15 protein-coding genes, 1 tRNA gene and 3 pseudogenes are annotated in these 24733 nt (G+C 56.2%); 8 read left to right on the top strand and 11 right to left on the bottom strand.

Annotation, left to right across the window (positions count from 1 at the left end; translation table 11 throughout):
- Positions 1 to 9: 9 nt before the first annotated feature.
- Entirely contained in the window at positions 10 to 1347 is a 1338-nt protein-coding gene (locus OZX57_RS08045) for an aspartate aminotransferase family protein (protein ID WP_277162114.1), read from the top strand.
- A 79-nt stretch (positions 1348 to 1426) separates the two neighbouring features.
- Here OZX57_RS08045 and OZX57_RS08040 read toward each other — a convergent pair whose 3' ends face one another.
- From OZX57_RS08040 to OZX57_RS08015, 6 genes and pseudogenes are all read right to left on the bottom strand, one after another.
- Positions 1427 to 2974, bottom strand: a complete 1548-nt coding sequence (locus tag OZX57_RS08040) for a sucrose-6-phosphate hydrolase (RefSeq protein WP_277162113.1) — start codon at positions 2972 to 2974, stop codon at positions 1427 to 1429.
- Between the two features lie 156 nt (positions 2975 to 3130).
- Entirely contained in the window at positions 3131 to 4492 is a 1362-nt protein-coding gene (locus OZX57_RS08035) for an MFS transporter (RefSeq protein WP_277162112.1), read from the bottom strand.
- Positions 4493 to 4891: 399 nt separating this feature from the next.
- Entirely contained in the window at positions 4892 to 5791 is a 900-nt protein-coding gene (locus OZX57_RS08030; protein ID WP_277162111.1) for a dihydrodipicolinate synthase family protein, read from the bottom strand.
- Positions 5792 to 5891: 100 nt separating this feature from the next.
- Positions 5892 to 6356 (bottom strand): YhcH/YjgK/YiaL family protein, encoded by a 465-nt coding sequence (locus OZX57_RS08025; RefSeq protein ID WP_277162110.1) that lies wholly within the window; start codon positions 6354 to 6356, stop codon positions 5892 to 5894.
- 97 nt (positions 6357 to 6453) lie between these two features.
- Complete coding sequence (locus OZX57_RS08020) at positions 6454 to 7776, bottom strand: gluconate:proton symporter (RefSeq protein WP_277162109.1); 1323 nt, start codon at positions 7774 to 7776, stop codon at positions 6454 to 6456.
- Positions 7777 to 8202: 426 nt separating this feature from the next.
- Positions 8203 to 9257, bottom strand: a pseudogene (locus OZX57_RS08015) (LacI family DNA-binding transcriptional regulator).
- Between the two features lie 435 nt (positions 9258 to 9692).
- On the opposite strand from OZX57_RS08015, the gene OZX57_RS08010 reads away from it, so the two are divergent.
- From OZX57_RS08010 to OZX57_RS08000, 3 genes are all read left to right on the top strand, one after another.
- Positions 9693 to 10742 (top strand): NAD(P)-dependent alcohol dehydrogenase, encoded by a 1050-nt coding sequence (locus OZX57_RS08010; RefSeq protein WP_277162108.1) that lies wholly within the window; start codon positions 9693 to 9695, stop codon positions 10740 to 10742.
- Positions 10743 to 10856: 114 nt separating this feature from the next.
- A complete protein-coding gene (locus OZX57_RS08005) occupies positions 10857 to 11216 on the top strand; it encodes a DUF1516 family protein (protein WP_277162107.1) in 360 nt (119 codons plus the stop codon).
- Between the two features lie 61 nt (positions 11217 to 11277).
- Positions 11278 to 11349: transfer RNA gene (locus tag OZX57_RS08000), tRNA-Lys, on the top strand.
- A gap of 229 nt (positions 11350 to 11578) precedes the next feature.
- Here OZX57_RS08000 and OZX57_RS07995 read toward each other — a convergent pair.
- The 5 genes and pseudogenes from OZX57_RS07995 to OZX57_RS07975 form a co-directional block, all read right to left on the bottom strand.
- The gene (locus tag OZX57_RS07995; protein ID WP_277162106.1) at positions 11579 to 12628 is read right to left on the bottom strand and encodes a nucleoside hydrolase; all 1050 of its coding nucleotides are present in this window, start codon (positions 12626 to 12628) and stop codon (positions 11579 to 11581) included.
- Between the two features lie 17 nt (positions 12629 to 12645).
- Positions 12646 to 13680: a LacI family DNA-binding transcriptional regulator gene (locus tag OZX57_RS07990; RefSeq protein WP_277162105.1), complete on the bottom strand. Its 1035-nt coding sequence runs from the start codon at positions 13678 to 13680 to the stop codon at positions 12646 to 12648.
- 34 nt (positions 13681 to 13714) lie between these two features.
- Entirely contained in the window at positions 13715 to 15112 is a 1398-nt protein-coding gene (locus tag OZX57_RS07985; protein WP_277162104.1) for an MFS transporter, read from the bottom strand.
- Positions 15113 to 15278: 166 nt separating this feature from the next.
- On the bottom strand, positions 15279 to 16316 hold the full coding sequence (locus OZX57_RS07980) for a glycosyltransferase family A protein (protein WP_277162103.1): 1038 nt from the start codon (positions 16314 to 16316) through the stop codon (positions 15279 to 15281).
- Positions 16317 to 16505: 189 nt separating this feature from the next.
- Positions 16506 to 17293: pseudogene (locus tag OZX57_RS07975) on the bottom strand (TetR/AcrR family transcriptional regulator).
- A gap of 435 nt (positions 17294 to 17728) precedes the next feature.
- On the opposite strand from OZX57_RS07975, the pseudogene ftsY reads away from it, so the two are divergent.
- From ftsY to OZX57_RS07955, 4 genes and pseudogenes are all read left to right on the top strand, one after another.
- Positions 17729 to 18935, top strand: a pseudogene (ftsY, locus tag OZX57_RS07970) (signal recognition particle-docking protein FtsY).
- A 246-nt stretch (positions 18936 to 19181) separates the two neighbouring features.
- Positions 19182 to 20477 (top strand): ammonium transporter, encoded by a 1296-nt coding sequence (locus tag OZX57_RS07965; protein WP_277162102.1) that lies wholly within the window; start codon positions 19182 to 19184, stop codon positions 20475 to 20477.
- On the top strand, positions 20477 to 20815 hold the full coding sequence (locus OZX57_RS07960) for a P-II family nitrogen regulator (protein ID WP_277162101.1): 339 nt from the start codon (positions 20477 to 20479) through the stop codon (positions 20813 to 20815). Before OZX57_RS07965 ends, OZX57_RS07960 begins: the two co-directional genes overlap by 1 nt.
- A gap of 622 nt (positions 20816 to 21437) precedes the next feature.
- Complete coding sequence (locus OZX57_RS07955) at positions 21438 to 24560, top strand: hypothetical protein (RefSeq protein WP_277162100.1); 3123 nt, start codon at positions 21438 to 21440, stop codon at positions 24558 to 24560.
- The last annotated feature ends 173 nt before the right edge of the window (positions 24561 to 24733 follow it).

Genomic DNA, 24733 nt, shown 5'->3' with positions numbered 1-24733 from the left:
GGAGAGAAGTTGGATAACAATCAAGAATTATTGGCTCGTGAAGACGAGGTCCTATCTCCCGCGGTGCGTATCAAGTATTTTGATATCGTCATCGAGAAGGCTCGTGGGGCGGTGCTCACTGATGCTGATGGCCGTGACTATATTGACCTGCTGGCCAGTGCGTCTGCGACCAATACCGGTCATTGCCACCCTCATGTTGTGGAGGCGATTCAGAAGCAGGCCGCAAATCTGATTCAATATACGCCGGCCTACTTCGCCAATGGGCCTGAAATTGAATTGGCCCAGCGCCTCGCCAAATTGGCTCCGATGAGCGGACCGGTCAAGGTCGCTTGGGGCAATTCTGGTTCGGATGCCAATGACGCGATTATCAAATATGCCCGCGCTTACACCGGTCGCCAATACATCGTCAGCTTCACCGGTGCTTACCACGGCTCCACCTATGGCTCGATGTCCATCTCGTCGGTCAGCCTCAATATGAGCCGCAAGATGGCCCCGATGCTGCCGGGAGTGGTGAAAGTGCCATATCCCGACATTCATGAGCGCCTGCCTCACGAGAGCGAGGACGAGTTCGTCGAGCGCATGATTGCCGCTTTCAAGCTGCCTTTCGAAACCTATCTGCCGGCCGAGGAAGTGGCCGCAATCGTCATCGAACCGATTCAGGGCGACGGCGGTATCGTCAAGGCGCCGCAAAAGTATATGGATTTCGTTTGGGAATTCGCCCACGAGCACGGGATTCTGACCGCGATTGACGAGGTCAATCAAGGTATGGGGCGCACCGGCAAATGGTGGTCCATTCAGAACTTCGGCCTCGAGCCCGACCTGATGACCGTCGGCAAGTCCATCGCCTCTGGTCTGCCGTTGAGCGCCATCATTGGCCGCGCCGAAATCATGGATGCTCTGGGTTCCCCGGCCGTCACCTATACCACGGCGGGCAATCCGGTCACCACGGCTGCGGCGAACGCCACGCTGGATGTCATGGAGCAGGAGCACTTGGTCGAGCGCTCGGCGAAGCTGGGCCCCCAAGTCAAGGCCTACTTCGAGAAGAAACGCGAACAGTACGATTTCATCGGCGATGTCCGTTTCTACGGTCTCGACGGCGGCATCGACATCATTGACCCCGAAACCGGAAAAGGCGATCAAGAGGCCACCACCAAGCTGATCTATCGCATGTACCAATTGGGTGTCATCATCATCAGCCTTCGTGGCTATATCCTGCGCTTCCAGCCGCCGCTGGTCATCACCGAAGACCAGTTGCAGCAGGCCTTCAAGGCCTTCGACCAGGCTCTGGCCGAGTTGGCTGCAGGCAAGTTGAGCCTGCCGGAGGATGCCGGCAAGATCGGCTGGTAGCTGCAACTCTGCGGCAGATACGCAATGAGCCCGTTGTCAGTTTTGCACTGACAACGGGCTCAATATTTTTATTGAGGGCTCACTCCAGACCGATGCTCTTGATGTCGTGAACGGTGAGCTTGTCGATGGCAAGAACGCCGGATTCGGAGGAAAGCTTGACCGCACGCTTGCCCTCGGACGGGTAGCTGTAGGAGCTCAACACATGCAGGCCGTCGTTGACATAGACCTCGACTGAGCCGCGATCGACGTAGACGTGCAGCTTGAGCTGGTCGGCGTTTAATTCGGCGTCGGTGAGCTTGGCGGCACGATAGCCGCGGTCGCCGCGGGCAGCGGCCTGGCGGTCGACGACCACGGTACCGGCCTGTGCGTCATAAGCCACGTAGGTGTGGGAGCCGTCAGGGGTGGCGTGGACCTTGAGGCCGGCGCGTTCGGCGGTGGTGTGCTTCAGATCGATATCCAGTTCGATTTCCACGGCTTCGGCGTCTTCATCCACGAGTGCTTCTTCGTTGGCTTCGATGGGGCGGGCGACGTGGTCGAAGGTGTTGATGCGCAATTTGTCGATTTCTGGCACCGGCACGGTGTGAAGATCGCCGTCGTCGCCGAGGAAGCACTCGCGCGGCAGCGTCATCTGGCCGCACCATCCGTCGGACTGCATGGGTGCGTTCTCGCTGAACGGGCTCATCCAGCCGTACATGATCCGGCGGCCGTCGGCTTCGAAGGACTGGGGAGCGTAGTAATTCGCGCCGCAATCCAGCAGACGGAACTCGGTTTCCGGCTTGAACGCCTCGCCCGGCTTCCAAGTGCCGATCATGTAGCCGGCGTTGTTCTCGTTGCGGTTCATGTAGCCTTTGGCCTTCGAGCCCATGGCGGAGAAGACGATGACCCACTTGGTGTTGCCGTCTTTGTCCTTCAGTGGGAAGAAGTCGGGGCACTCGAGCATGAAAACGTCCGGGTCCGGGTCGTCGTACAGCACGTTCTGGAAGGTCCAGTTGATCATGTCGGTGGAGGTGTAGTCCCAGATTTGGCCGCGATGGTCGGCGGTGGAGACGCCGTGAACCAGATGCCAGACGCCGTCCTGCTTCCAGACCTTCGGGTCGCGGAAGTGGGAATCGACCTTCTCGCGCGGGCAGTCGATGACCATGCCGAGCTTGTTGAGCTTGGTGGCGTCGTCATCCTCGGCTTCGGCGAGCATCTGGACCTGCCACTGGCCGTCCGTGTCATCCTTGCCGTTGGTCCAGCGGTGGCCGGTGTAATAGAACTTGAGCTTGCCTTCGTCGTCGATCACGGCCGAGCCGGAGAAGACGCCGTCTTTTTCTTGCTCGAGGCTGGGGGCCATGGCGATAGGTTCGCGGCGCCAGGAGACCATGTCTGCGCTGGAGACGTGGCCCCAGTGCATCGGGCCCCACTGGGTGCCGTAGGGATGAAGCTGGTAGTAGACGTGCCAGCGACCCTTGTAGTAGCACAGGCCGTTCGGGTCGTTGATCCAGCCGCCGTTCGAGGCGATATGGTATTTCGGATACCAGCGGTCGTCGCGCTCGAGAGCGAGCGTTTCAACGCCGGCTTCGGCCTTGGCGAGCTCCTTGGCATGGTCGCGAATCGGAGTGTAAACGGGAGATTCAGTAGTCATCTTTGATGCCTTTCTCGTAACTATCATATGGTGATTGTTCTTTATTCACTACAAGGCCCCCACGCCTGAATTGATGGCTGCGGAGGCCTTGTGCGCTATGGAATTTTGCGGGAAGCGCCGTGCGCAGCTAAAGGCGCACGACACCGGTTTGATGAATCAGGCCGGGATCTGGTCGTTGGCGGCTTCGGCCTGAATGGCCTCGCCTTCCGCCTCGGCCTTCTTGCGGTCTTTGACGCGTATGAACGGGTCGCCGCCCACCTGTTGGTTGTCCCTCTTGATGACGAAGAATCCGTAGATCAGGGCGATGAACACGATGCCGGAGATGGTGAAGAAGGTTTTCTGCGGGCCGAGTGCGTCACGCAACGAGCCGAGCGGATTCGACATCAGGACCTGACCGACCTGCGAAGCGATTTGGAAGCCGACCATATATAAGGTCGCCGAAAGCTTCGTATCGTAATGCAAGGTGAAGTAACGGAAGGCGGGGAGGCTGAAGAGCGGGGTCTCGATGGCGTGGAACATCTTGACGATCGAAATCATCACCGGGTCGTGGAAGACGCCGCACAGACCGATGCGCAGGAACATGGTCATCGCGCCGAGCAACAGCGAGTTGCGCACGCCGATATGGTCCATGATCAACGGGACGATGCCCATCATCGCCGATTCGCAGAACACTTCGGCCGCGTTGAGGATGGAGTACCATTCCGCGCCTTGGTCTGGTGTGGCGAAGAGGCTCTTGTAATAGCTCGGGAACATCTGCTGGTCGAAGACCGTATAGAAAGTGTTGGTGAAGAGCATGAAGATGATTAGCGCCCACAGCGAGCCCATGGTGAGCACCGAGGCCATTTCCTTGGGTGTCGGGTTGGTGCGCGGGGCGTTCGGGTCGGCTTCTTTCTTGAGCTCCTCTTCCTGCTCGGCCGGGCGCCAGAACAGGTAGACGCACAGCATGCCGATGCCGAAGAGCGAACCGAGCCAGAAGTTCCACTTCATATCGATGTTGAACAGCGGGCCGGCGATGAGCGCCACGACGGCGTAACCGAAGGAGCCCCATGCGCGGGACTGGCCATATTCGAAGCCGAAGTGACGGCTGTAGCGTTCGGTGATGGCCTCCATCAGCGAGCAGCCGGCCATGAAGCCGGCGGAAAGGACTACCGAGCCCAGCAGTACGCCGATGAACTTGGTGGTACCACCCGCCGAGAGCATCGGCTTATAGATGAATTGGGCAAACGGGCCGACGCAGGCCGCGATGCATGAGACCGCGATCACCAGACGGCGCTTGATGCCGAGATTGTCTTGCAGCACGCCGTAGACGAACATAATGACCAGCGTTACCGCGGAATTGATGGAGTAGATGGTGCCCTGCTGAGCAGCGGTCATACCCATGCCCTTGGGGGCCGGGCTGGTCAGCCAGATTGAGTAGAAGGACCACCAGATGCCCCACGAGCAGAAGAACATAAAGATGCCGGTCGAACTCTGAAGATACGAGGGGTTCCGGTACGTTTTGGCGCCTTTGATTGCCATTGTCGTCACCTTTCTTTTCCATGCCGCTGCCGCGTGACATGGTCTCTACTGATGTTCTTGCCGATTTCGCGGCATTGCCTTAAGCAAGAAACTGGTAAAAATATATGACGAGAAACGATTCACGTCAAATTGTAAATCGTTTCTCGCGTTTTCGGATAAATAGAAACTATCTGAATAAATTAAATATAGAAATTCATCTAAATAAAAGTATTTCGACTTGACTTTCCGGTTATCTGTCGGCTTGACCATGATTGCCGTTTGAGATGTTGCGAAGCCTGAGGCTGCTTCAATGCAGTGCTCGAAAGCGGAAAAACAATTTCGCCGCCCGACGAGACCGTATCAAACTAATACGGGTGACGTTGGACGGCGAAATTACTTGGAAATCGCTATATTAGCGACTCACACATCCAGCAGTTCCTTGATTTGCTCGAACTGCTTTTCGGTGAGCTGGACTGCAGGTCTGCGAATATCCGTAGAAATCGGCTGTCCTTCCTCGGCCTTGACCGCTCCCTTGATGGCCGAGACGAACAGATCGGCGGTGTCGTAGATCGCCATCAGCTTGTTGATCTTCTTGGCGCAATCGAGCGAAGTGGCGTAGTCGCCGGAGAGGTAGGCTTCGTTCATCTTGTGGAACAGCTCGGGCTTGGCGTTGGTCAGACCGCAAATCACGCCGTTGCCGCCAGCGATGCGGTTAGGAGTGTAATACTCATCGAAGCCGGAGAAGACACGGAAATCAGGATTGATCGGGCGTACGGCCGCAATCATCTTGCGGGTGTGGCTGATGGTATCGACGGTGTCCTTGATGCCAATGATTTCCGGATGTGCCTTCACCAGGTCCGCGACCAGCGCGGGCGAAAGATCCATGCCCGTGCGAGGCGGGAAGTTGTAAAGGATGACCGGGATGGTCGTGGCTTCGCAGATCATTGCATAATAATCCTTGGCTGCTGCATCCGACGGGCCGAAATAATAAGGAGCGACGGCCACAACGGCGTCAGCGCCAGCCTTGGAGGCATAGCTCGTCAGTGCAACGACCTCGTCGGGATTGGTGCCACCGACGCCAATGAACACATTGGTGCGGCCGGCGACGCGCTTGACCGCGAAGTCCGTGACCTGTTCCTTCACGTCGAGCGGGAACGCATAGAACTCACCGATGCTGCCGAAGATGAGGATGCCGTTGATGCCGGCTTCGACCAAATGGTCCAGATGCTTTCCCCAAGCTTCGTAGTCGATTTCACCGTTTTCCTTGGTGATGGTAATGGATGGGCAAATGACTCCATCTAATTCCTTGTTCATATTCATTGGCTCCTTTGCTGAGCGTGCAGCGATTCACCAGGATGGCGGGTTGCTGCTAAATTTTTGTTGTTTGAATTGGCCTGTGACAATCCATGCACCGAATGGTTCAGAGCGTGGAAATCTTGACGACGATCTTGTGCACGTGTTCCGGCTTGTCGCCGACCTTGCCACGAGCGGCATGCATGTCTTCGGGATAGACCAGCACGTAATGGTGGTCGGTCAGCAGCGCACGGTTGTGATGGTCGGGATGCGGATAGAAAATGATGTCGTTTTCCTTGTTGTATTCCGTATTCGGCTCCACCGTGCCGGTGTCCCACCAACGCACGTATTCCTGTCCCGAAAGCATATAGTGCAGATCGATGTGATCATAGTGGCTTTCGTAGCTGATGCTTTCGTAATCGGCGGTGTCGTAGCTCTGCAGCAACAGGACGATGGAATCATCCAGCGGATAGCTTCCGTCCGGTTTGGCGGACAGCTCGCTTTCGTGGTTGATCAGATAGTCGATGGTCTTGTCGATGCGCGCGCGAACTTTGGGATCCGTGCGATACGATTTCGCATTCCCGTTTTCCATATGATTCTCCTTAATATAAGTACGCGGATTCCGGCGGATTCGTCGCAGAGTGACTGCTTGCGATGAATCCGCCGAATGGTATGAATGTTGCCTTCTTTTAGAACAGGAGCACAGATGCCGCGCCCATGATGAGCACGGAGCTGATCCATGCCACCGGGACGCCATTGAACAGGTATGTCTTGGTGTCCAATCCGGTGTATTCCAAAGACCATGCGTTCCAGGACTGGGTGAAGCAGGCCGAGATGCCGATCATGGAAGGGATGACCATCAACGCGTAAAGGAACCAGACGTTGAATGTGCCAAGGCTCAGCAGCAGAGTGATGGTGGCTGCGCCTGCGCCATAGAGTTCCAACGGGCCGCGGAACAGGGCCAACGGTGCGAGAACCAGGAAGATGACGATCAGGATGAGTTCGTTGTTCGGAATGACATGTGCCAGCATCGGGGTGACCACGCCGACCGCCTTGATGGCTGCGGCTTGGAACATCATCAGGCAGAAGAGCATGATGAGCAGTCCGCCGATGTCGCCGATAGCGGTTTTAGCGGTGGAGCCGATCACGCTGACCAGCTTTTTCATGGATTTCATGTTTCCGGTCAGCAGGAAGGCCAGGATGGTGGCCAGCAGTAGCGCCGGGACGGCGGGCCACTTGAAGAAGATGCTCAGAGCGGCCGGAACGATAGGCAGGACGTAGGTGACCGGAGAAACCGGAGCCCATTCCTGGTCGCTACCGACGCCGCCGATTTCGTAAGGCTTGCCGTTGCGGATGGTCTTGGAACGAACCAGGATGAAAAGAATGATGACGATCATCTGAATGACCATGGCTGCCATGCCGAAGCGAAGGTAATGGTCGCCCCAAGCGACAACCTGTCCGTCCGGGGACTTGTAACCTTGGAAGAACGGCTGGAATTGCACGAAGATCACGCTATTGATCCACATTGCGGCGCCGATTGAAAGCGTGAAGACGGGAACGGCGATCTTCTTGGGAACGCCGAGCGAGCCCATGATCGGGAAAAGGATAGAGCCGATGGCCACTGCGGAGCCGACGCCGTAAGCACTGGTGAAGATCAGGCAGGTGACCAGAGCGATCAAAATGGTGGCGATGACCGGCTTGTTCTTGCCGACGCGGACGGTAAGTTTGCTGATGCCGGCTGCGATGCCGGTATCGACGAGCACGCGTCCGAACCAGGCGCCAAGGATAATCTGCACGGCGGTGGAACCGTAATTCACGGCGGGCGTCGAGAAGATGTCAGTAATGAAATTAAACGGTTTCGCCAGGCCGAACGCCACAGCAATGAAGTAGATTCCCGTCCACAACACTGCCATGACGAAGAACGCGATGGTAAGATTCCCGCCTTTGACGGAAAATATGACAAAACCTACGAAGGTTAAAGCCAGCAATATGGCGACTATGGCAGACCCCATTATCATTCTCTCCAAAATGTTTGCCAGGCGGACGATGCCTCGAACAAACTAGTAGTTAACCTTAAGCGGTTAACTTCAAACTAGTTCAATGAAATAAAAAGCTCAAACTGTTTAGCCGGCTTGTGGGAGGTGACTTTAAGGAAATGGGTTTTTAAATCGTTGGAAAATATATGAAATGCGTCACATTTACTTTAATAAATTAAGCTGTAGGGTGAATTCTATTAAAGAAAAGTGTACTCAGACTGAATTTGCTTAATCGATAATGTTTGAAAGCCCGTTGATTGTTGTAACTGGTTGGCGTCGGTGTACGCTTCCTTTTCCCTCGATGTCTTCGTGAACCGGGGTTTGCCCTGCTGACTTTCGCGGTTATGCGGTATTTGGCGATAACCGTGTTGGGCTTAGGCTAAACGGAACGACAACGGCGAACTAATTCTTAGACTTCGTGACTACTGAACCGCGCTCGAGCAGGGTGCAGCGGATGCGCACGGGGCTGGGGGCATCGAGGGGAGGGATTGCGGCGACGGCTTTCTTGCTCTCGGAAGGTTTCAAATCCTGTTTTTCGATCATGGAAACCAGCTTGCGCGCGCTCCAGTAGCCCATCTCGTAATGAGGCAGGGCGATGGTGGTCGGCTGTGGATCGAATGTCTCGGCAATGATGCGGTTGTTGTCGACGCCGACCACGGAGATATCGCGGCCGATTTCCAGGTTGCGCTGTGCAGCGCATTGGTAGACGTACCAGGTGCGGGCGTCGTTGAAGCAGAAGAAGGCGTCGGGGTGCTCGCGATCGAAGAGGTCGGAGACTGTCTGCAATGCGCCTCCGTTTTGCCTACGCTGATGGCCAGGTTCGGGTCGAAGTGCCGACCGGCATCTGTGAGCGCTTTTTGGTACCCCTTGAGGCGCAGTGATTCCGCGAGCAGGCCTTCGTTGCAGCCGATGTAGGCGATGCGTTTGGCTCCGGATTTGATGAGGTATGTGGTGGCATCGTAGCCGATGGCTACCTCGTCGGGGACGATGCAAGGTAAGTGCTTGTCGGATGCAGTGGCATCGATGAGGACGGTGTGTTCGCGCGCTAGAGATGAAGGGATGCTCGAAACCCTGTCGTACATCTTCGCGTAAAGATAGCCGTCGACGCCGTATCGTTTGAGCGCCGCGATTTCGCTGGCTTCGTCGGCCTTGCTGTCGGTGTTGACCAAAAGCATCATGTAGCCAAGCTCGCTGGCGGCGTCCTGCGCTCCTCGGATTATCTCGCCGGCGTAGGGGGTGGTGGCGATTTCCTCGCTGATGAAGCCGATGGTGTGCGTGCGGCTGGTGCGCAGGGAACGGGCCAACGGATTGGGGCGATAGCCCATTTTCTTGGCGGTTTCGCGGATGTGTTCGGCAAGTTCCTTCTTGACATGCCCGTCCTCGCGGTGGTTCAGCGCCATGGAAACCGCGGTTACTGATGCTCCGGCTGCCTTGGCCACCTCTTTGATTGTCGTCATTCTTCATATGCTAGCCGCCGCCGGTGATTCGGCGACGTTTCAGGCATTATTGATGATGTCCTTCATTTCGTTGACGTCATCTGCGTGGGTAGGTTGCTCTTGTGCAGTTTTGAGTATCGGCTGCTCCAACGGTGTGGCCGAGGTTGGCTTTACTCGAGGCATATTTTTGGGCTTTGAGGTGACTGACGGCATATTTTGTGACCAATTTTATGGTCGAATGCTGTTTGTGAAATTCTATACACGCGTGAAAATGCTGGAATTACGCGGTTTTTGCCTCTTTTGTACAGTGATTTTCGATTGTCTAATTTCACACGTTTATTTTCGTCTTTTTCGCGCGATGAAAGCGGTAGGGTGGTCAATCTCAAAGGTATTTATGCATTTCTGCTTTAAGCGCCTATTGAGAGTGAACCGTATTGCCGATATGAAAGGACAGCTATGAAAGCCGTTGTATTCGAAGACTATAAGACCTTCCCGTCGTTGAAGGAAGTCGACAAGCCTACTCCCGGACCGGGCGAGGTGCTGTTGAAGGTCGCCGGTGCCGGCTGCTGTCATTCTGATGTGTCGGTGTTCCGCGACTACACGCCTGAGACCGGCAAGCAGACCAAGCCGCCGTTCATCCTGGGCCACGAGACCTCCGGCTGGATCGAAGAGGTCGGCACCGGCGTGACCGGCTTCAAGAAGGGTGATGCCTATCTGGTCTACGGCCCAACCGGCTGCGGCCACTGCAAGCGCTGCGTTGCCGGCGAAGAGAACTACTGCGAGAACAGGGCCACCAACAAGTCCCTCGCCATCGGCCTCGGCCGTGACGGTGGTATGGCCGAATACATGGTCGTTCCCGCGCGCAACCTCGTGCCGCTGGGCGATGCCGATCCGATTGCTGCGGCTCCGTTGGCCGATGCTGCCCTGACTCCGTATCACGCGATCAAGGCAGCTCTGCCTCACCTCAACGGTGGCGGCAAGTACGCGCTGGTCATCGGACTCGGTGGTCTGGGCCAGATTGCCATCCAGATCCTCAAGGCGCTGACCGGCGCCACCATCATCGCCACCGATATGAAGCCGGAAGCCATGGCCAAGGCTGAGGCAAACGGCGCCATCGTCGTGCCGAGCGACGAGAACGAGGTTGCTGCAATCCGCGAGATCACCGGTGGCCGTGGCGTCGACGCCGCCTTCGATTTCGTAGGCATCGCGCCGACCATCGCTGCCGCACAGGCTGCGGGTGCCACCGGTTCTCGCGTCACCGTGGTCGGCATCGCCGGTGGCAAGGCCGAGTTCGACTGGTATTCCAAGCCCTCCGAGCAGGAGCTCATGGGCGTTTACTGGGGCTCCATGCCCGAGCTGCACGAGGTCGCTGCGCTCTATCGTCAGGGCCTCATCACCCCCGAGATCGAGACCTACTCAATGGACAACGCGCTCGACGCCTATCACAAGCTGACCGACGGCAAGCTCTCCAAGCGTGCCGTTGTCGTCCCTCACATGGGTGAGTGAGCGGTAGCTTTTTAACTGAACGCGGCTGACGAAGTTCCTCAAACGGATACTTCGTCAGCCGCTTATATATTGGATGTAGAGAATTCGTAGTTAGTGTAATTGTCGGGAGTGGATATGGTCTGGCCTTGGATGCATTTGGTTGTTGGAGTGGTGCTGATTGTCGCGGTGGCCGTGGGATTGCTGGGGCCGGCGAAGGGCACCAAGATCTGGGCGATGATTGCCCGCGTTTGCTATATCCTGATTATTCTGAGCGGCTTGCTGATGATTGTTCACGCTTGGCATCGCAACCCTGTGCTGCTTGTTGTCAAGCTCATTCTGGCGCTCGCGATGATTGCGTTTGCCGAGATTGGTTTTGCCAAGAAGAGCAAAAGTGCTGCGACACCGATGACCATTTGGGTGCCGATTGTTCTGGCTGTCGTTGTCGCTGTTCTTGGCTTCGTACTCACCGGCGGTTTCCCGATTATCATGAAGTAGGTTTGCGACACGCAAAACCCGATATGCAAATCGAGAAGTGACTGTATAATGAAGTTTTGTTGCCCCTCTGGCTCAATGGTTAGAGCAGCGTCCTTTTAAGTCGTGGGTTGTCGGTTCGAGTCCGACGGGGGCACAAGCAAGGTATCGTCGTTCGGCGGTACCTTTTTTGTTTCTACACTTGTTGGGCCTCGCAACTTGCAGAGCCGGTACACGGTGAATCGAATACCGGTTCTACGATTTAAACTGGTTCTACGCTCTAAAAGAGGGGACGTGCACATGCTTTATCGAATTGGCGTCTCCTGCTAAAACTTATTTGCTCGATTTTATCGTATGGGCGAGTGGTGTACCAATCGCCGTATTTGTTATATACGGGTCGAAGAATCCACGCCCAAAACGGTGCGAGACCATAGATCGATGAGGGCATCGTTGTCGACGCTGTCGCACAGGTCAATGGTTACGGGAGCCGAACAATCATCGGCATAATCGGTATCGGCATCGTTGTTCTGCTCGCTGGTGGCATCGTTCATGCCTTGCGCAAGTATGAGCTTTCCGTTTCCGGCGATGCAGACCTTGGCTTGATGCGAAGTGACGACCTCCGGGTTCGAAAGCGCTGCGAGGGCTACAAGGTCGTGGATCCACATGCCGTTGACCGGTCGGGTCGCGTCGCTGAATTCAAGCCAAGGTTCGAGCCAGCCACGAATGGCGGACTTCCACGGAGACTGTTGCGAGTCGGCTTTGTCTATGATTTCGTCGAAACGAGCTTGCGAAAGATGCGTGGTACGCGTGACATCGAGTGGCGCCAGCGTCAGCGGAATTCCCGATTCGAGAACAATGCGTGCGGCTTGAGGGTCGACCGCAAAATTCGTGTCGACCAGATCATCGAAGCCTAGTGCCCCTCCCATCGCGTAGATATGCGAAATCTGAGAAGCCGTTTCGGGCTCTTCCTGAATCACATGTGCCACATTGGTCAGCGGGCCGATGGCAATGAGATTAACGGGTTTTCGAGCGCTTAAAATATCCGAAGCCAAATCGTGCGTTGTAGCGGCAACGGCAGCTGTGTTTGTATCCGAAGCAGGAACGTTCAAAGTACCGGCTTCTCGCCATTCCTCAGGAGCGTGAGGGTCGTTGGCCATGTGTTCGCGGTTTTCGATCCAGTGTTCCCGATTGCCGTTAAGGGGCGCGTCGCTTCCCTGCCGAACCGTGATTGCGGTTTCGTGCAGACTGCGCAGAAGCGATGTTGCGCTCGCATAGCCCATTGGTGACGGCGTATTGCCGAAAACCGTCCAGATTGCGTGCAAGTCAAGGTTGTTGTTCTTTGCAGCGAACGCAATGGCGATTGCATCATCGACATTTGCGCCCGGTACTCCGTTGCCGGGATCGCAGTCGATGATGACCGTTCGTTGGTTGTTCATGTACATTCCTCAGGATCTCAATGATTGTTGGCACTCGGCTGTTCGCAACCGCAGCTATGACGGCGAATCAGCAGGGGAGCGGCTGAAATAGTGTCGTCGGCGCTATGTTCTTCGCCGAGCAGTTCGTGGATGATGCTTACCGCTAAGGAGCTGGAAGGCAGCTGGACGGAAGTCAACGACGGTACAAGGTACCTTGCCGCATCGGTGGCGTTCATGGTAGCCACTGCGATGTCATCCGGTACGGTTCTCCCCTGCTCGGCAAGGCCGGCTAGCAGGCCGATGGCCTGCAGCGTGTTCGCGGTAAACACGGCATCCACATCGTCATGTAACGCAGACGTGGCCTCAAAGCCGCCTTCGCGCGAATACGGTGTCACGATTTCCTGCCCGGGCTCCAAACCGGCTTTGTGCAGCGCGTCTTTCCAACCGCGTAGGCGTTCGCGCGAATTGAGACGGGTGGTGGGCCCCATAACGATGGCAATATGGCGACGATGATGGCTGGCGAGATGCTCGGTGGCCATATACGCTTGTTGATATTCGTCAATGGTGACTCGGATTCTGCGTCCGTCCTGTTGAGCTGTCGGCTCTGCGGCCTCCGGTTGGTTGAGCAGTACCGCGGTTCTTGGGAAATGACGAATCACTTCGAGCGGCAACGGCTGATCGACGCCATACCAGACCAAGCCGGCCACTTGCTGGCGCTGGAAAGCCTCCAGCAACTCCACCTCATGCTGCGCGTTGTCTTCCGCGTCCCCCAACAGCAGCGTTTTGTTGTTGAGCAGGCACTCGTGCCCCAACGCCCTCGCCAATTGCGCCAAAAACGGGTTAGTCATATCAGGGACGAGCAGAGCGAATGTTTCGCTGTTGCCGCTTGCCAACGACTGCGCGACGGTATTGGGACGATAACCGGTTTCTCGGATGGCCCGCAACACTTTTTCTCGTGTGGCTTTGGAAACAGGGCGGGGGCCGTTGTTGATGACGTAGCTGACGACAGCGGTGGATGTGCCGGCTTTCTTCGCCACGTCATCCCTGGTCGGGCGCCTGCCCTGTTTTGTCATATAATCGCTCTTTTACTGCATAAACGGTTCAGTTTTAGATGGCGTCGTCGATCAGTGTCAGATCGCGGCCACGCGTCTCCGGGGCCACGAAAGTGGTGAAGAAGCCGATCAGCGCCATGACGCAGAAGTATACCGCCAGAGGAACCCAGGATTTCGTTGCTGCGAGTAGTGCGGAAGCGATCATAGGTGCGGTGCCTCCGGAAAGTATCGAGCCGAGCTCCTTGGCAACGGCCATCATCGAATAACGGTGCTGGATGCCGAAAAGCTCCACGCCGTATGCCGCCTGCACGCCGAAGATACCGAGCGAACCGAGGCACATGCCGACGATGATGACGATGCTGACCACCAGGGTGTTCTTGGTCTGCAGAGCCCAGAACGCCGGGAAGGCGTAGATGGCGAGCAGGGCGCAGAAAATGCGGTAGGTGATGCGACGGCCGAACTTATCGGACAGCCAGCCGGAGAACGGGATGACGGCGAAGCCCAGGATCGAGGCGATCATCACGGCCGTAGTCGGCACGGATTTGGAAACGCCCAACGTCACGACGTAGCCGACCAGGAAGCTCTGTGCAATATAGGACGGGCCATTCTCGCCGATGCGCAGGCCGAGCATGACAAAGAAGGCTTTCCAGCCGCCCTTGCGTTCTTCGGGCTTCTTGCCGGACTTGGCAAGGATGGCGTCTTCCTGCTTGCGCTTTTCCTGATACGAACGGAATGCCGGGGTTTCCTGCATGGCTTGGCGCAGATAGACCGCGAACAGCGCGATGAGCACTGAGAGAATGAAGGGGATGCGCCATCCCCAAGCGATGAGCTTGTCATGTGGCAGCAACAGCACCAGCAGCCAGACCACAGAAGCGAGCAAAGTGCCGGTGCTCGAGCCCACACCAATCAGCGAGGAGACGAGACCGCGATGCTTGACCGGTGCATATTCCGCGAGCATGACCGCGCCGCCGGAAAGTTCCGCGCCTGCGCCGAAGCCTTGTAGAATGCGGCAGACCAAGAGGAGAATCGGGGCCCAGATGCCTATTTGTGCGTATGTTGGCAGCAGGCCGAGGGCCGTGGTGGAGATGCCCATCAGCAGCACGGTAAAGACCATGACGAACTTGCGTCCGTGCTTGTCGCCTACGCGGCCGAGTACGAAGGCGCCGATCGGGCGGGCGATGAAGCCCACGGCATACGCGGCGAACGAGGAAAGCAGCGCAATGACCGGTGTCTGCTTCGGGAAGAACAGTTCGCCGAAGACCAAGCCGGAAGCTAACCCGTAGAGGGCGAAATCGACGTATTCCATCGTCGTTCCGAGCCATACCGAGACGATGTTGGTCCAGAAGCTTTTGCGACCTTCTTTGGTTCTCAGGTTCAGATCGCTGATTTGCGGTGAAGCGCCGCTTGGTTCTGCGGTGTCGGCCGGCTGGGTGCCGCCTTGTTCATTGCTCATACTCTCTCCTTGAGAATGCAACCCTGACGGCCTACCTCGGCCGTCAGCCACACCCATAGGGGTCTATAGGCATGCTTACGTTTCGGTATTCTACGCGCGTAAACCTAGCGAAGCAAATTGCGGAAACTGCTACTGCTGAAACGGTTTCCGCCAAAGTTGAATTGGTTTAGTTGAAACCGATGATGTTTTCGGCTACGTGATAGCCCATGCGGATAATCCAGCGGCCGATCGAACCTGGCAGGTTGATGGCGCGGGATGGCAGCTGGCGACGGACGTCGCGCGCGATGCTCGGCGAAACGGCTCGCTGGTTATCCCACAGCTCCTGCTTGATCTGATAGTTCGTGGGGTTGCGCGAGAGAATGAGGAAGACGCTTGCCACCACGCTCTCGATGGAGAGGAAGTGAATCATATAGCGGTAAAGGCCGTCGGGCACGGTGTCACGTTCGGGGGTTGCCGCTACCATCGCACGGTTGACGCGCACAAGCTGGTCCACGCGCCGAATCATCACATCGGTCTGCACGCTTTGCCCGTCGCGGCCGATGAAGTAGTGATACAGAGGCGTATCGATGTACATCAGCGATTTGACCCACGGGAACGGCTGGTAGGAGTAAATGAAATCAACGTAGAACGTATGCTCGGGCAGTTGGGTCTTGGCCTGGCGCAAGACGTCAGTGCGGAAGATGAGCGCATGCATAATCATGTATTGTGCAATGCCGAAATGCTTGAGGTCGTCCCAATCCAGGCGCCGATCCGCGTCCATCACGCTGTCGAATTTCACGACGTGCTTGCGTTTTTTGCCGACCTTGTCGTAGACGTAATCGGTGACGAACATGTCGATCGGAGCCATCTTGTCACGTTGCTGGCGCATGACATCCATGAGTCGCTTGAGCGAGTCCGCGCCCACCCAGTCATCGGCGTCGACGACCTTCAGGTACATGCCTTTTGCGTTGGCGATACCGGTGTTGACCGCGCCGCCGTGGCCTTTGTTGGTCTGATGAATGACGCGGATAATGTCGGGTTGTTCTGCCGCAATTCGGTCCGCGAGGGCCGGGGTGCCGTCTGACGAGCCGTCATCGACAATCAGGACTTCGATATCGCTGTTGTCGGGGATCGCGGTCAATGACGAGATGCAGCGCTCGAGGTAAGCGTCCATGTTGAACGTGGGCACCACGAAGGTGAGTGTTTTCGAGCTAGTTTCCGGCATGTTTCCTCATTATTGGAATCCGTCGCGTTGATGCGGCGAGCAAGCCTAATTTACCATGCAATCCCGAGAATGGCAGGCGTGCGCGCGTGAATTGCGTTACTTTTAACGTAAGTTGTGCAAGGCGTCGCTGGGGTTCTCTGCATTCACGAATTGCTTTTCATGGCAGCATTGTGTTGGTCAATGGCGCCATCATTGATGTTGGTCGCCGATATCATCGGAGTTATCGGTGTCGCTATTACCGGCTTCCTCATCGTCTTCGTCTTTGGCTGCATTGTCGTTACTGGTGCTTTGAGTGACACCGTTTCTGCCATTTTCATCGCCCTTATTGCTTTTATCGCTATCTTGGACGCCGAGATCGTTTTCAAATTGCAGCTTGGGCTTGGCTTCGAGACGCGAAAGTCCGTGCCAGGCGAGGTTGACGATGTGTGCGGCAAGCTGCTCCTTGCTGATTTTCTTCTGGTTGGCGGCCCAATACTGACCGGTGAAAACGGTCATGCCGACGAGCATCTGCGCGTAATACGGAACGCCCTTCGCCGGCAACTTGTGCTGCTTGAACGCCTTCGTGAGAATTTCTTCGACGCGCAGGCTTACATCACCCAAAAGCGAACTGAACGAGCCAGCTGGGTCGGTGGTGGGGAGTCGCGGACGAGCACGTTGAAGCCCTCGGAATTTTCTTCGATATACGTGAGTAGTGCCAGCGCCGTGCGTTCCACAATCTGGCGCGGATGGGTGTCGCCGGCGGAAAGCGCATCGATGAGCGTGCTGGTGAGTTTCTGCATCTCGCGGTCGACGATGACGGCGTACAGCCCTTCCTTGCCCCCGAAATGTTCGTAGACGATTGGCTTCGAAACTTTCGCCGCTGCGGCGATCTCCTCCACGCTCACTGCTTCGTAGCCCTTGGCGGCGAAAAGTCCGCGGCCGATGGTGATGAGTTGTTCGCGGCGCTGGTACGAGGTCATTCTTGAAGCGTTCGACATAGTTATATTGTAAAGTGCACGGTTCACAACGTTACTGATTTTGCGATTCTGAGAATAAATGAGCGCATTTGAACAGTTTCTATTGGATTAAGTGTTCCAAAATCGCCAATGTTCTGCTTTAAATAGCATTGAAGGCCGATGCTGATGGATTTTGCGCTTCCGCGCTGTGGAAATCGAGAACGTGGATTTTGGAATGCTGATATTTCGCGGATTTAAAATTTGGGCATTCCCGATGTGCAGCAGGGAACGAGGGAATCGACTGTAGAAAGCTTCATTGCTGCAGATTCATGTTTTGGATTGCAAAACCATTACAAATACTGTTGCTGAATACCTCATTTATATACGGGTTTTGAAAAGTTGCGGAAACCTTGCTGCAGGGCCGAATGCGTCGTGCCTCGCCAATAATCTTGAATCATGACTTTTACTATGAATCCGATGCTTATCGTGGTGGCGCTGGTTGTTGTCGCCGTTGTGCTCATTGCTGTGGCCGTGTTGGTGTCACATTCGCGCAAGAAAAATGCTGCGAATGCGCAAGATGCCAACGTTTCTGAGGCTGTTAAAAGCAGTACTTCCAGTGCTGAAGCGGAAGCTAAAAAAACTTCTGACGGGTCAGCCGCTTCAGAATCGTCTCTTGACAACGGTACTTCCGATACATCCACCGAAGATTCTGCCGACAAGACCGTTTCTTCTTCATCGAGCGTTGAGGTTCCGGAAAATAAGGCCTCTCGCGGCATTCGCCTCAAGGAGAAGCTCAGCAAGTCGTCGAATCCATTCGGTCGTGCGCTCTTCAACATCCTCGCCAAGGACCAGCTTTCCGAGTCCGATTGGGACGACGTCGAAGACACATTGCTGCTGGCCGATGTCGGCAGCGAAGCCAGCGAAAAGCTGGTGGACGAGTTGCGCAACGACGCCCGCATCACCGGTACCTCCGACCCGAAGGCCGTGCGCGAGGCCTTGCGTTCCAAGCTCATCGACATGGTCAATTCCCAGCCCGACCGCGCGCTTAATGCCGACAAGCCCGATGCCAAGAAGCCGAGCGTCATCATCATGGTCGGCGTCAACGGCACCGGCAAGACCACAACCGCCGGCAAGCTCGCGCGTCTCTTCGTCTCCGAGGGCAAGAGCGTGATGCTCGCTGCCGCCGATACCTTCCGTGCTGCAGCCGCAGATCAGCTCGAAACCTGGGGACAGAAGGTCGGTGTGCCGGTTGTGCGTAGCGAGAAAGAAGGCGGAGACCCGGCATCGGTGGCATTCGAAGCCTCCAAGCAAGCCAAGGAACAGAACGTCGATGTCCTTATTATCGATCGACACCGCCGGCCGCCTGCAGAACAAGGCGAACCTCATGGATGAACTCGGCAAGATTCGTCGTGTCACCGAAAAGAACCTGCCGGTCGACGAGGTGCTGCTGGTGCTCGATGCGGTCACCGGTCAGAACGGTATGGCGCAGGCCAAGGTATTTGCTGAAGCCATCGGTATCACGGGCGTCGTGCTCTCCAAGCTTGACGGCTCGGCCAAGGGCGGTATCGTCGTCTCCGTGCAGCAGGAGTTGGGCGTTCCGGTCAAGCTGGTCGGCCTTGGCGAAGGCCCGGATGACCTCGCACCATTCGATCCGGAAGGTTTCGTCGACGGCATCCTTGCCTAAGTAGCAAGAATCGTAAACGGGCGTTAACGCAGCAGCCGCATGTCATCTCAAACGGGTTGGTGTGCGGCTGCTTGTATATCTGCCTCGATCGCAGGTAACCAGCGTGTTTCGATAGAAGCATGAGTTTTACACCGCCGTAATCTTGCGTCAAACTTCTCCTTACGTTTTCCGTGTTGTATAGCCCCATACGGTTCAGGACGCGTCGGATCCCGTCGCGCAGGCAAGCCGAAGGGGAGGAAACGCGAAATGGATACTGGAAATGCCGCATGGATGTTGGTCTGTGCGTCGCTCGTATTTCTGATGACGCCCGCAGTGGCGTTCTTCTACGGGGGCATGGTGCGCCGCAAGGCAGTGCTGAACATGCTCATGCTGTCTGCGGGTGCGCTCGCGGTGAGCACCATCATCTGGGCCCTCTGGGGTTGGTCGATTGCATGGGGAGGCAAGGATATCGGCGGCATCTTCGGCGACCCCGCTTCCGGATTCCTGCTCGGCGACACGATGAAGGCCGGCAAGGACGGCGTCTTCACCGCCACTGGCCTCACGCCGAACGGCAACAAATATCCGGCGAGCATCGACGTCGCCTTCCAGCTCGCGTTCGCGATGATTACCGTCGCTCTGATCTCCGGGGCGCTCGCGGAACGCATCAAATACAGCACGTGGATGATTTTCGTGGCCATCTGGATCACGCTCGATTACGCGCCCATGGCCCACATGGTCTGGAATGGTGGACTTCTTTCGCCTGACGGCCCGATTTCCAAGTTCATCGGTGCGCCTGTCCATGATTTCGCTGGCGGTACGGTCGTTCATATCAATGCGGCCGTCGCGGCGCTGGTCATCGTTCTCTTGATTGGCAAGCGCAAGGACTTCGGCAAGGCGCCGATTCGCCCTCACAACGTCCCCTTCGTGATGCTCGGCGCGTTCCTGCTCTGGTTCGGGTGGTTCGGTTTCAATGCCGGTTCTGCCTTCGCCGCCAACGGCACCGCCGGCTACGCGTGGGTGAGCACCTCGCTTTCCGCCGCCGCGGCAATGTTGACATGGGGTTTCACTGAGAAAATTCGCACCGGCCACTACACGGCAGTCGGCGCGGCCTCGGGCATGGTGGCCGGCCTGGTTGGCATCACACCGGCCGCTGATGTGGTCTCGCCTCTCTGGGCCATGGTCATTGGCGCGATTGTCGGTGTCTTGACCTGTCTCGCATGCGGTCTCAAATTCCGATTCGGCTATGACGATTCCCTCGATGTGGTCGGTGTTCACGGTGTCGGCGGCCTGACCGGCACTGTCCTCATCGGTTTCTTTGCTCAGGGCACTGGCCTGTTCACCGGTGGCAGCTGGAGGCAGCTCGCGGTACAGGTGGTCGTGGCGCTCGCCGCAGTCGTTTACTCCGTAGTGGTCACGTTCGTCATTGCATTTGTATTACAAAAGACCATCGGCTGGAGGGTGAACGAGAACGAGGAACTGACCGGCGTCGATCTTGCTGACCAGGGCGAGAGTGCGTACGATTTCGTGGGTAAGGCCACCGCCCTCTTCAAGGAGATGAAGTGATGAAACTGATAACAGCGATTATCCAGCCGCAGAAGTTCGACGAGGTCAAGGAGGCCCTTGCGGCCGCCGGTGTTGAGGGTATGACGGTCAGCGAAGTCAACGGTTGCGGTGAGCAGCGTGGCTATACCGAGGTCTATCGCGGCGCGAGCTACTCGGTCAATCTCATCCCCAAGATCCGCGTGGAAGTGGCGGTGCGCGACGCCGATGCGAATCTATTGGTCGATATCATTGTGCGTACCGCCCGCACCGGCAATATCGGTGACGGCAAAGTCTGGGTCCTCCCGCTCGATTCGGTCACCCGCGTCCGCACCGGCGAAACAGACGGTGACGCCATTTAGCGCCTTTTAGTCAAAGAAGAAGTCGGCCGGTTTGATGTTCTGCACCAAGCCGGTCGACTTTTAGTTACCTAGAAGTTATAAGGCATTGATTATCTCCTTCACGTCCTTCGCGCTGCCTACGTATTCGGCTGATTCGGACTCGGCTGGTTAACGGCCGTTGCTGATGGATTGATATCATTTCAGGCGGTTCTGTGTCGGCTGAGTAAAAGCAGATCGTATTGATTATTTCTATGAGCTATAAAACCGGTTGCTATGTTATGAGCAATATCACATCTTGAAATAGCATAATAAGTCGCAGATTTTGTTATTTTAGGAATTTATTCATAATAAATATTCACTGATGAATATTTTATTTACCTAGTGGAATGAACAAATTTGCGTAAGAAGTGATTTACAAAGTGTTGAGCTGAAGTGAGATTAACTTCACATACGTACCATCATTTGTCTAATTAAAATACAGAAATCTTGTCTTTCTTGGTCTGCACACTTAATATCCGTAAATTTTCTTCGCGCGTTTAGGGGGGTAAACGCGTGCATTGCCTGCGACGACAATGCAACAGATAGAACTTGAAAAACATGATATTTATACGCATATATGAATAAATATAAAGATTGTATTTCAATGTCGGATGATGTTGAGGGGGTGATTGCTGTGAAGTCAACCTATTTCCGTGACGAAGATGTATCTGAAAAGCCAGCAGCGATCCCGCACCGCGGTCGTTTGCTTATGGCAGTGGTCATCGTGGTGTCCCTGCTGGTGGGAAGTGTTGGGCTGAGCCCGTATATCGCGTCTGCCGATCCGACGCAGATTGGGACGTATGTCGCCCAGAACATCGCGGCGCAGGATGCCGCCAGCGCCCAGGATGATATGGCAAACCTTTCGTCCGGCAACAATGTGACCCCTGACGCGAGCGGGAACGACGTGACCATCGACGACTACCCGGCGCTGTGCGCGCAGGACACCACCAGCACGGTTCCTGCAGACAAGCGCGTCGACTGCAAGCCCAAGCTCTACAAGTTCCTCGCGAACAACAACAAGATGCAGGGCAACGATGTCGACGACGAACTGCGCATCGACTTTGTGCTGCGTATGCCGCATGGCATGGTGAACCCCAATTGCGTGGACGTGTCATCCATCTCGGATTATGGCGGCAACGGCAAGACCAAACCACGCTATGGCAACGGCGAAGATCCCTACATCGACTGCGGCATGCAGCTGCTGGTCTCCCAGTCTGGCACGAAGGGCACTAATCCCAATACTTATCTCACCAGTTTCCGCTACATCAACACCTACGGTGGCGACGCAGACCGTGACGCCAATGCGTTGGCGCAGAACGCCGCTCTTCGTTGGGCAAGCAACGTCGACGAGTATTACACTATCCACAACGTGTTGGTCTCCGGCGACTACGATTACCTCACTATCTCCATCGAGGGCAATATATCCTACCGTGGAAAGAACCTTGACCCGCGCAATGTAGGCGGTACCGAATACGACCAGTACGTCTACGCCGTGGCGGCGCCCGGCAGGCAGATGTACGGCAAGACGCCGGCCAATAACGGCCGCTATTACTATTCGTCGCTTGATTCGCGTTACGTCACCAACATCACCGAAGGCGTGCCTTCCTACATGTATGCCAACTCGTGCAATTCCGGAGGAACCACGACGGCCGACAAGGTACAGCGGTGCAATGGTCCGACCTCGCATGTCGGCTTCGACGCGCATCCCAACTTGTGGAGCGGCGGTCAGGCCAATTGGGGATTGGTGACTGATTATGGCTTCCCCAGCCAGCAAACAGGTTCGGGCGTCGCCCCGGCCAATTCGTTCTTCGTTTTCTGGTACAACATCGCCTATAGCGGCTATCCCTGCTCGCAGAACACTTCGTTCTACTACCAGTGGCTTGGGCTAAAAGGCGGCAAGGATTGGGTGCCAGTGCAGTCACTGACACCAACTGTATTACGCGTTGACGGACAGTTGCCTTACTACAATTATGGTGCCAACGACTGGTATTCGGCGTTCAATAGCCCGAACAACAGAGGGTTCAACAGCACACCGAACCATTTGATGGTTCCCGGTGCCGGCACCGACCCGAACATCTTGCAGGACGCCAAGGGCAATATCGATTTCGGTAAGATCAAGCAGAAGGAAGGCCTTGACGGCTACTTCAAGCTTGTGACGTGGCCGATTTCCACCAATCCCAATGTCAAAGATCAGAACAGCGCTGCGGCTTACGAAGGCTGCGTCGTGCAGAACACGCCTACGGGCGGGCAGACGAAAAGCGTCCATGACGCATACAATCCGCTCTACAACAACGACGATCCGAGTCATCCGTTGACGATCAAGGCGGGTATGCCGCAGGAAGAGACCAACAAACTGCTCGACACCGGCTGGACCATCGACACCGCGTTTGCCAACTACAGCATCCCACGGCCGACCGCTCCGGTCATCAACCAGTTCAGCGGTTATGTGCCGACCGCTTCGCGCACCGTCACCGGTACCGGCATTCCCGGCGATACGGTCACGCTCTTTGCCGAGGACCAGTCGCATATCATCGATCTCAACAAACCGAACGACCCTGCCACGCGTGGTGTCAGAATCGGCTCCGTCAAGGTGGGCGTTGATGGTGCGTGGTCCATGACAGACCCGCGCAAGATCGACACTAACCTGCAGCACTCCATCCGCTACCACGCCTGGCAAACCGACAGCAGTGAGTTCCAGATTTCCTCGCTTTTCTCGAACGTCGTGCAGGGTAATTTCCAGCTCGAGACGAACAAGAATCCCGAGATCAAGCAGCTCAAAGTGCCGCACACTGTGCGCAATGCGTCCGGCAAAAGTGAAATGCCTGCAAACGCGACGGTGAGCATCAAGGGGTCTGTGGAATCGCTGCATGCCAATGATTCGCTCAAACTGTACGCGGTGGCCCAGTCCGGCCCGATTCACCACGACACCGTCACCGGCCAGCCCTACGACGATCCGAACAATCCTCAGCCGCCTGCCGATACGTATTTGCTAAAGGATTTCGGCCCGCTCGATGCCGCGCACCAGACTCAGCAACAGCGCGGGGAACACTGGTTTACCGATTGGAGCTGGCAGGAGCCCGTATCAACTTTCATGAAGGGCAATAACGCCAGCAAGATTCTCTACACGATCGTCGCGGTGCTCAAGAACTCGGACACGGGCGTATTGTCTTTCGGGCAGGTGCGCAACCAGCTGATCGACATGTATCCCACCGCGGTCCAGGTCACGTCCATCAGCCGAGAAAGCGGCATCGACGGCATGGTGACCGATACGGCTCATACCGGCCTCGATCCGACGCCGGTCAGCCATCTTACGGGGATGGAAGGTAACCACGTCACGGTGGCTTGGCCAGACGGCAGCGAGTCGAACGTTGTCACGGACAAGGACGCAAAATGGCACGTTGATATCCCGACGTTCATGCCGCCGGGGAAAATCACCATCACCTCGATGGATCGCGCCGGAACGCTGGACTTCATCTACAACATCAACACGCTCGCCGAGATTTCCGGCAACGAGCTTGGCAACCAATCCGATGCGATTACGGCGGACCTGACTTCGCCGGAGCCGGTTTCGTCCTTGCCGTTCACGGGCTGGAAACGTTGGTGGCTGCTGGTCGTTGCGGCTGTGGTCGCGCTTGCCAGTGCAGCGGGGTTTGTCTTCCTAGCCAGATTCAAGAAGAAAGTCGGCACACAATCGGGAAGACATCGCGGTACGCATGCCAAGCGCTGAGTTCGCCCAATATGGGTGTTCTCTCGCGCTGGCCAGTTTTCGCTGCCGAGCGTGCTGCAATGCGCAGCGAATGCAAATGCACAATGTTAAAAATTTGGTCCGACGAAACCTTCGGAAACAAAGGCAACAAGGGCCGATAGCCAATATCCGTATCAATTTGAGGAAAGAAAGAC

Origin of the sequence: Bifidobacterium sp. ESL0682, assembly GCF_029392815.1 — a bacterium.
In the GTDB taxonomy this organism is placed as follows: Bacteria; Actinomycetota; Actinomycetes; order Actinomycetales; family Bifidobacteriaceae; genus Bifidobacterium.
Note: the sequence above shows the minus strand (reverse complement) of the source record. Positions and strands in the feature narration are given on the sequence as shown.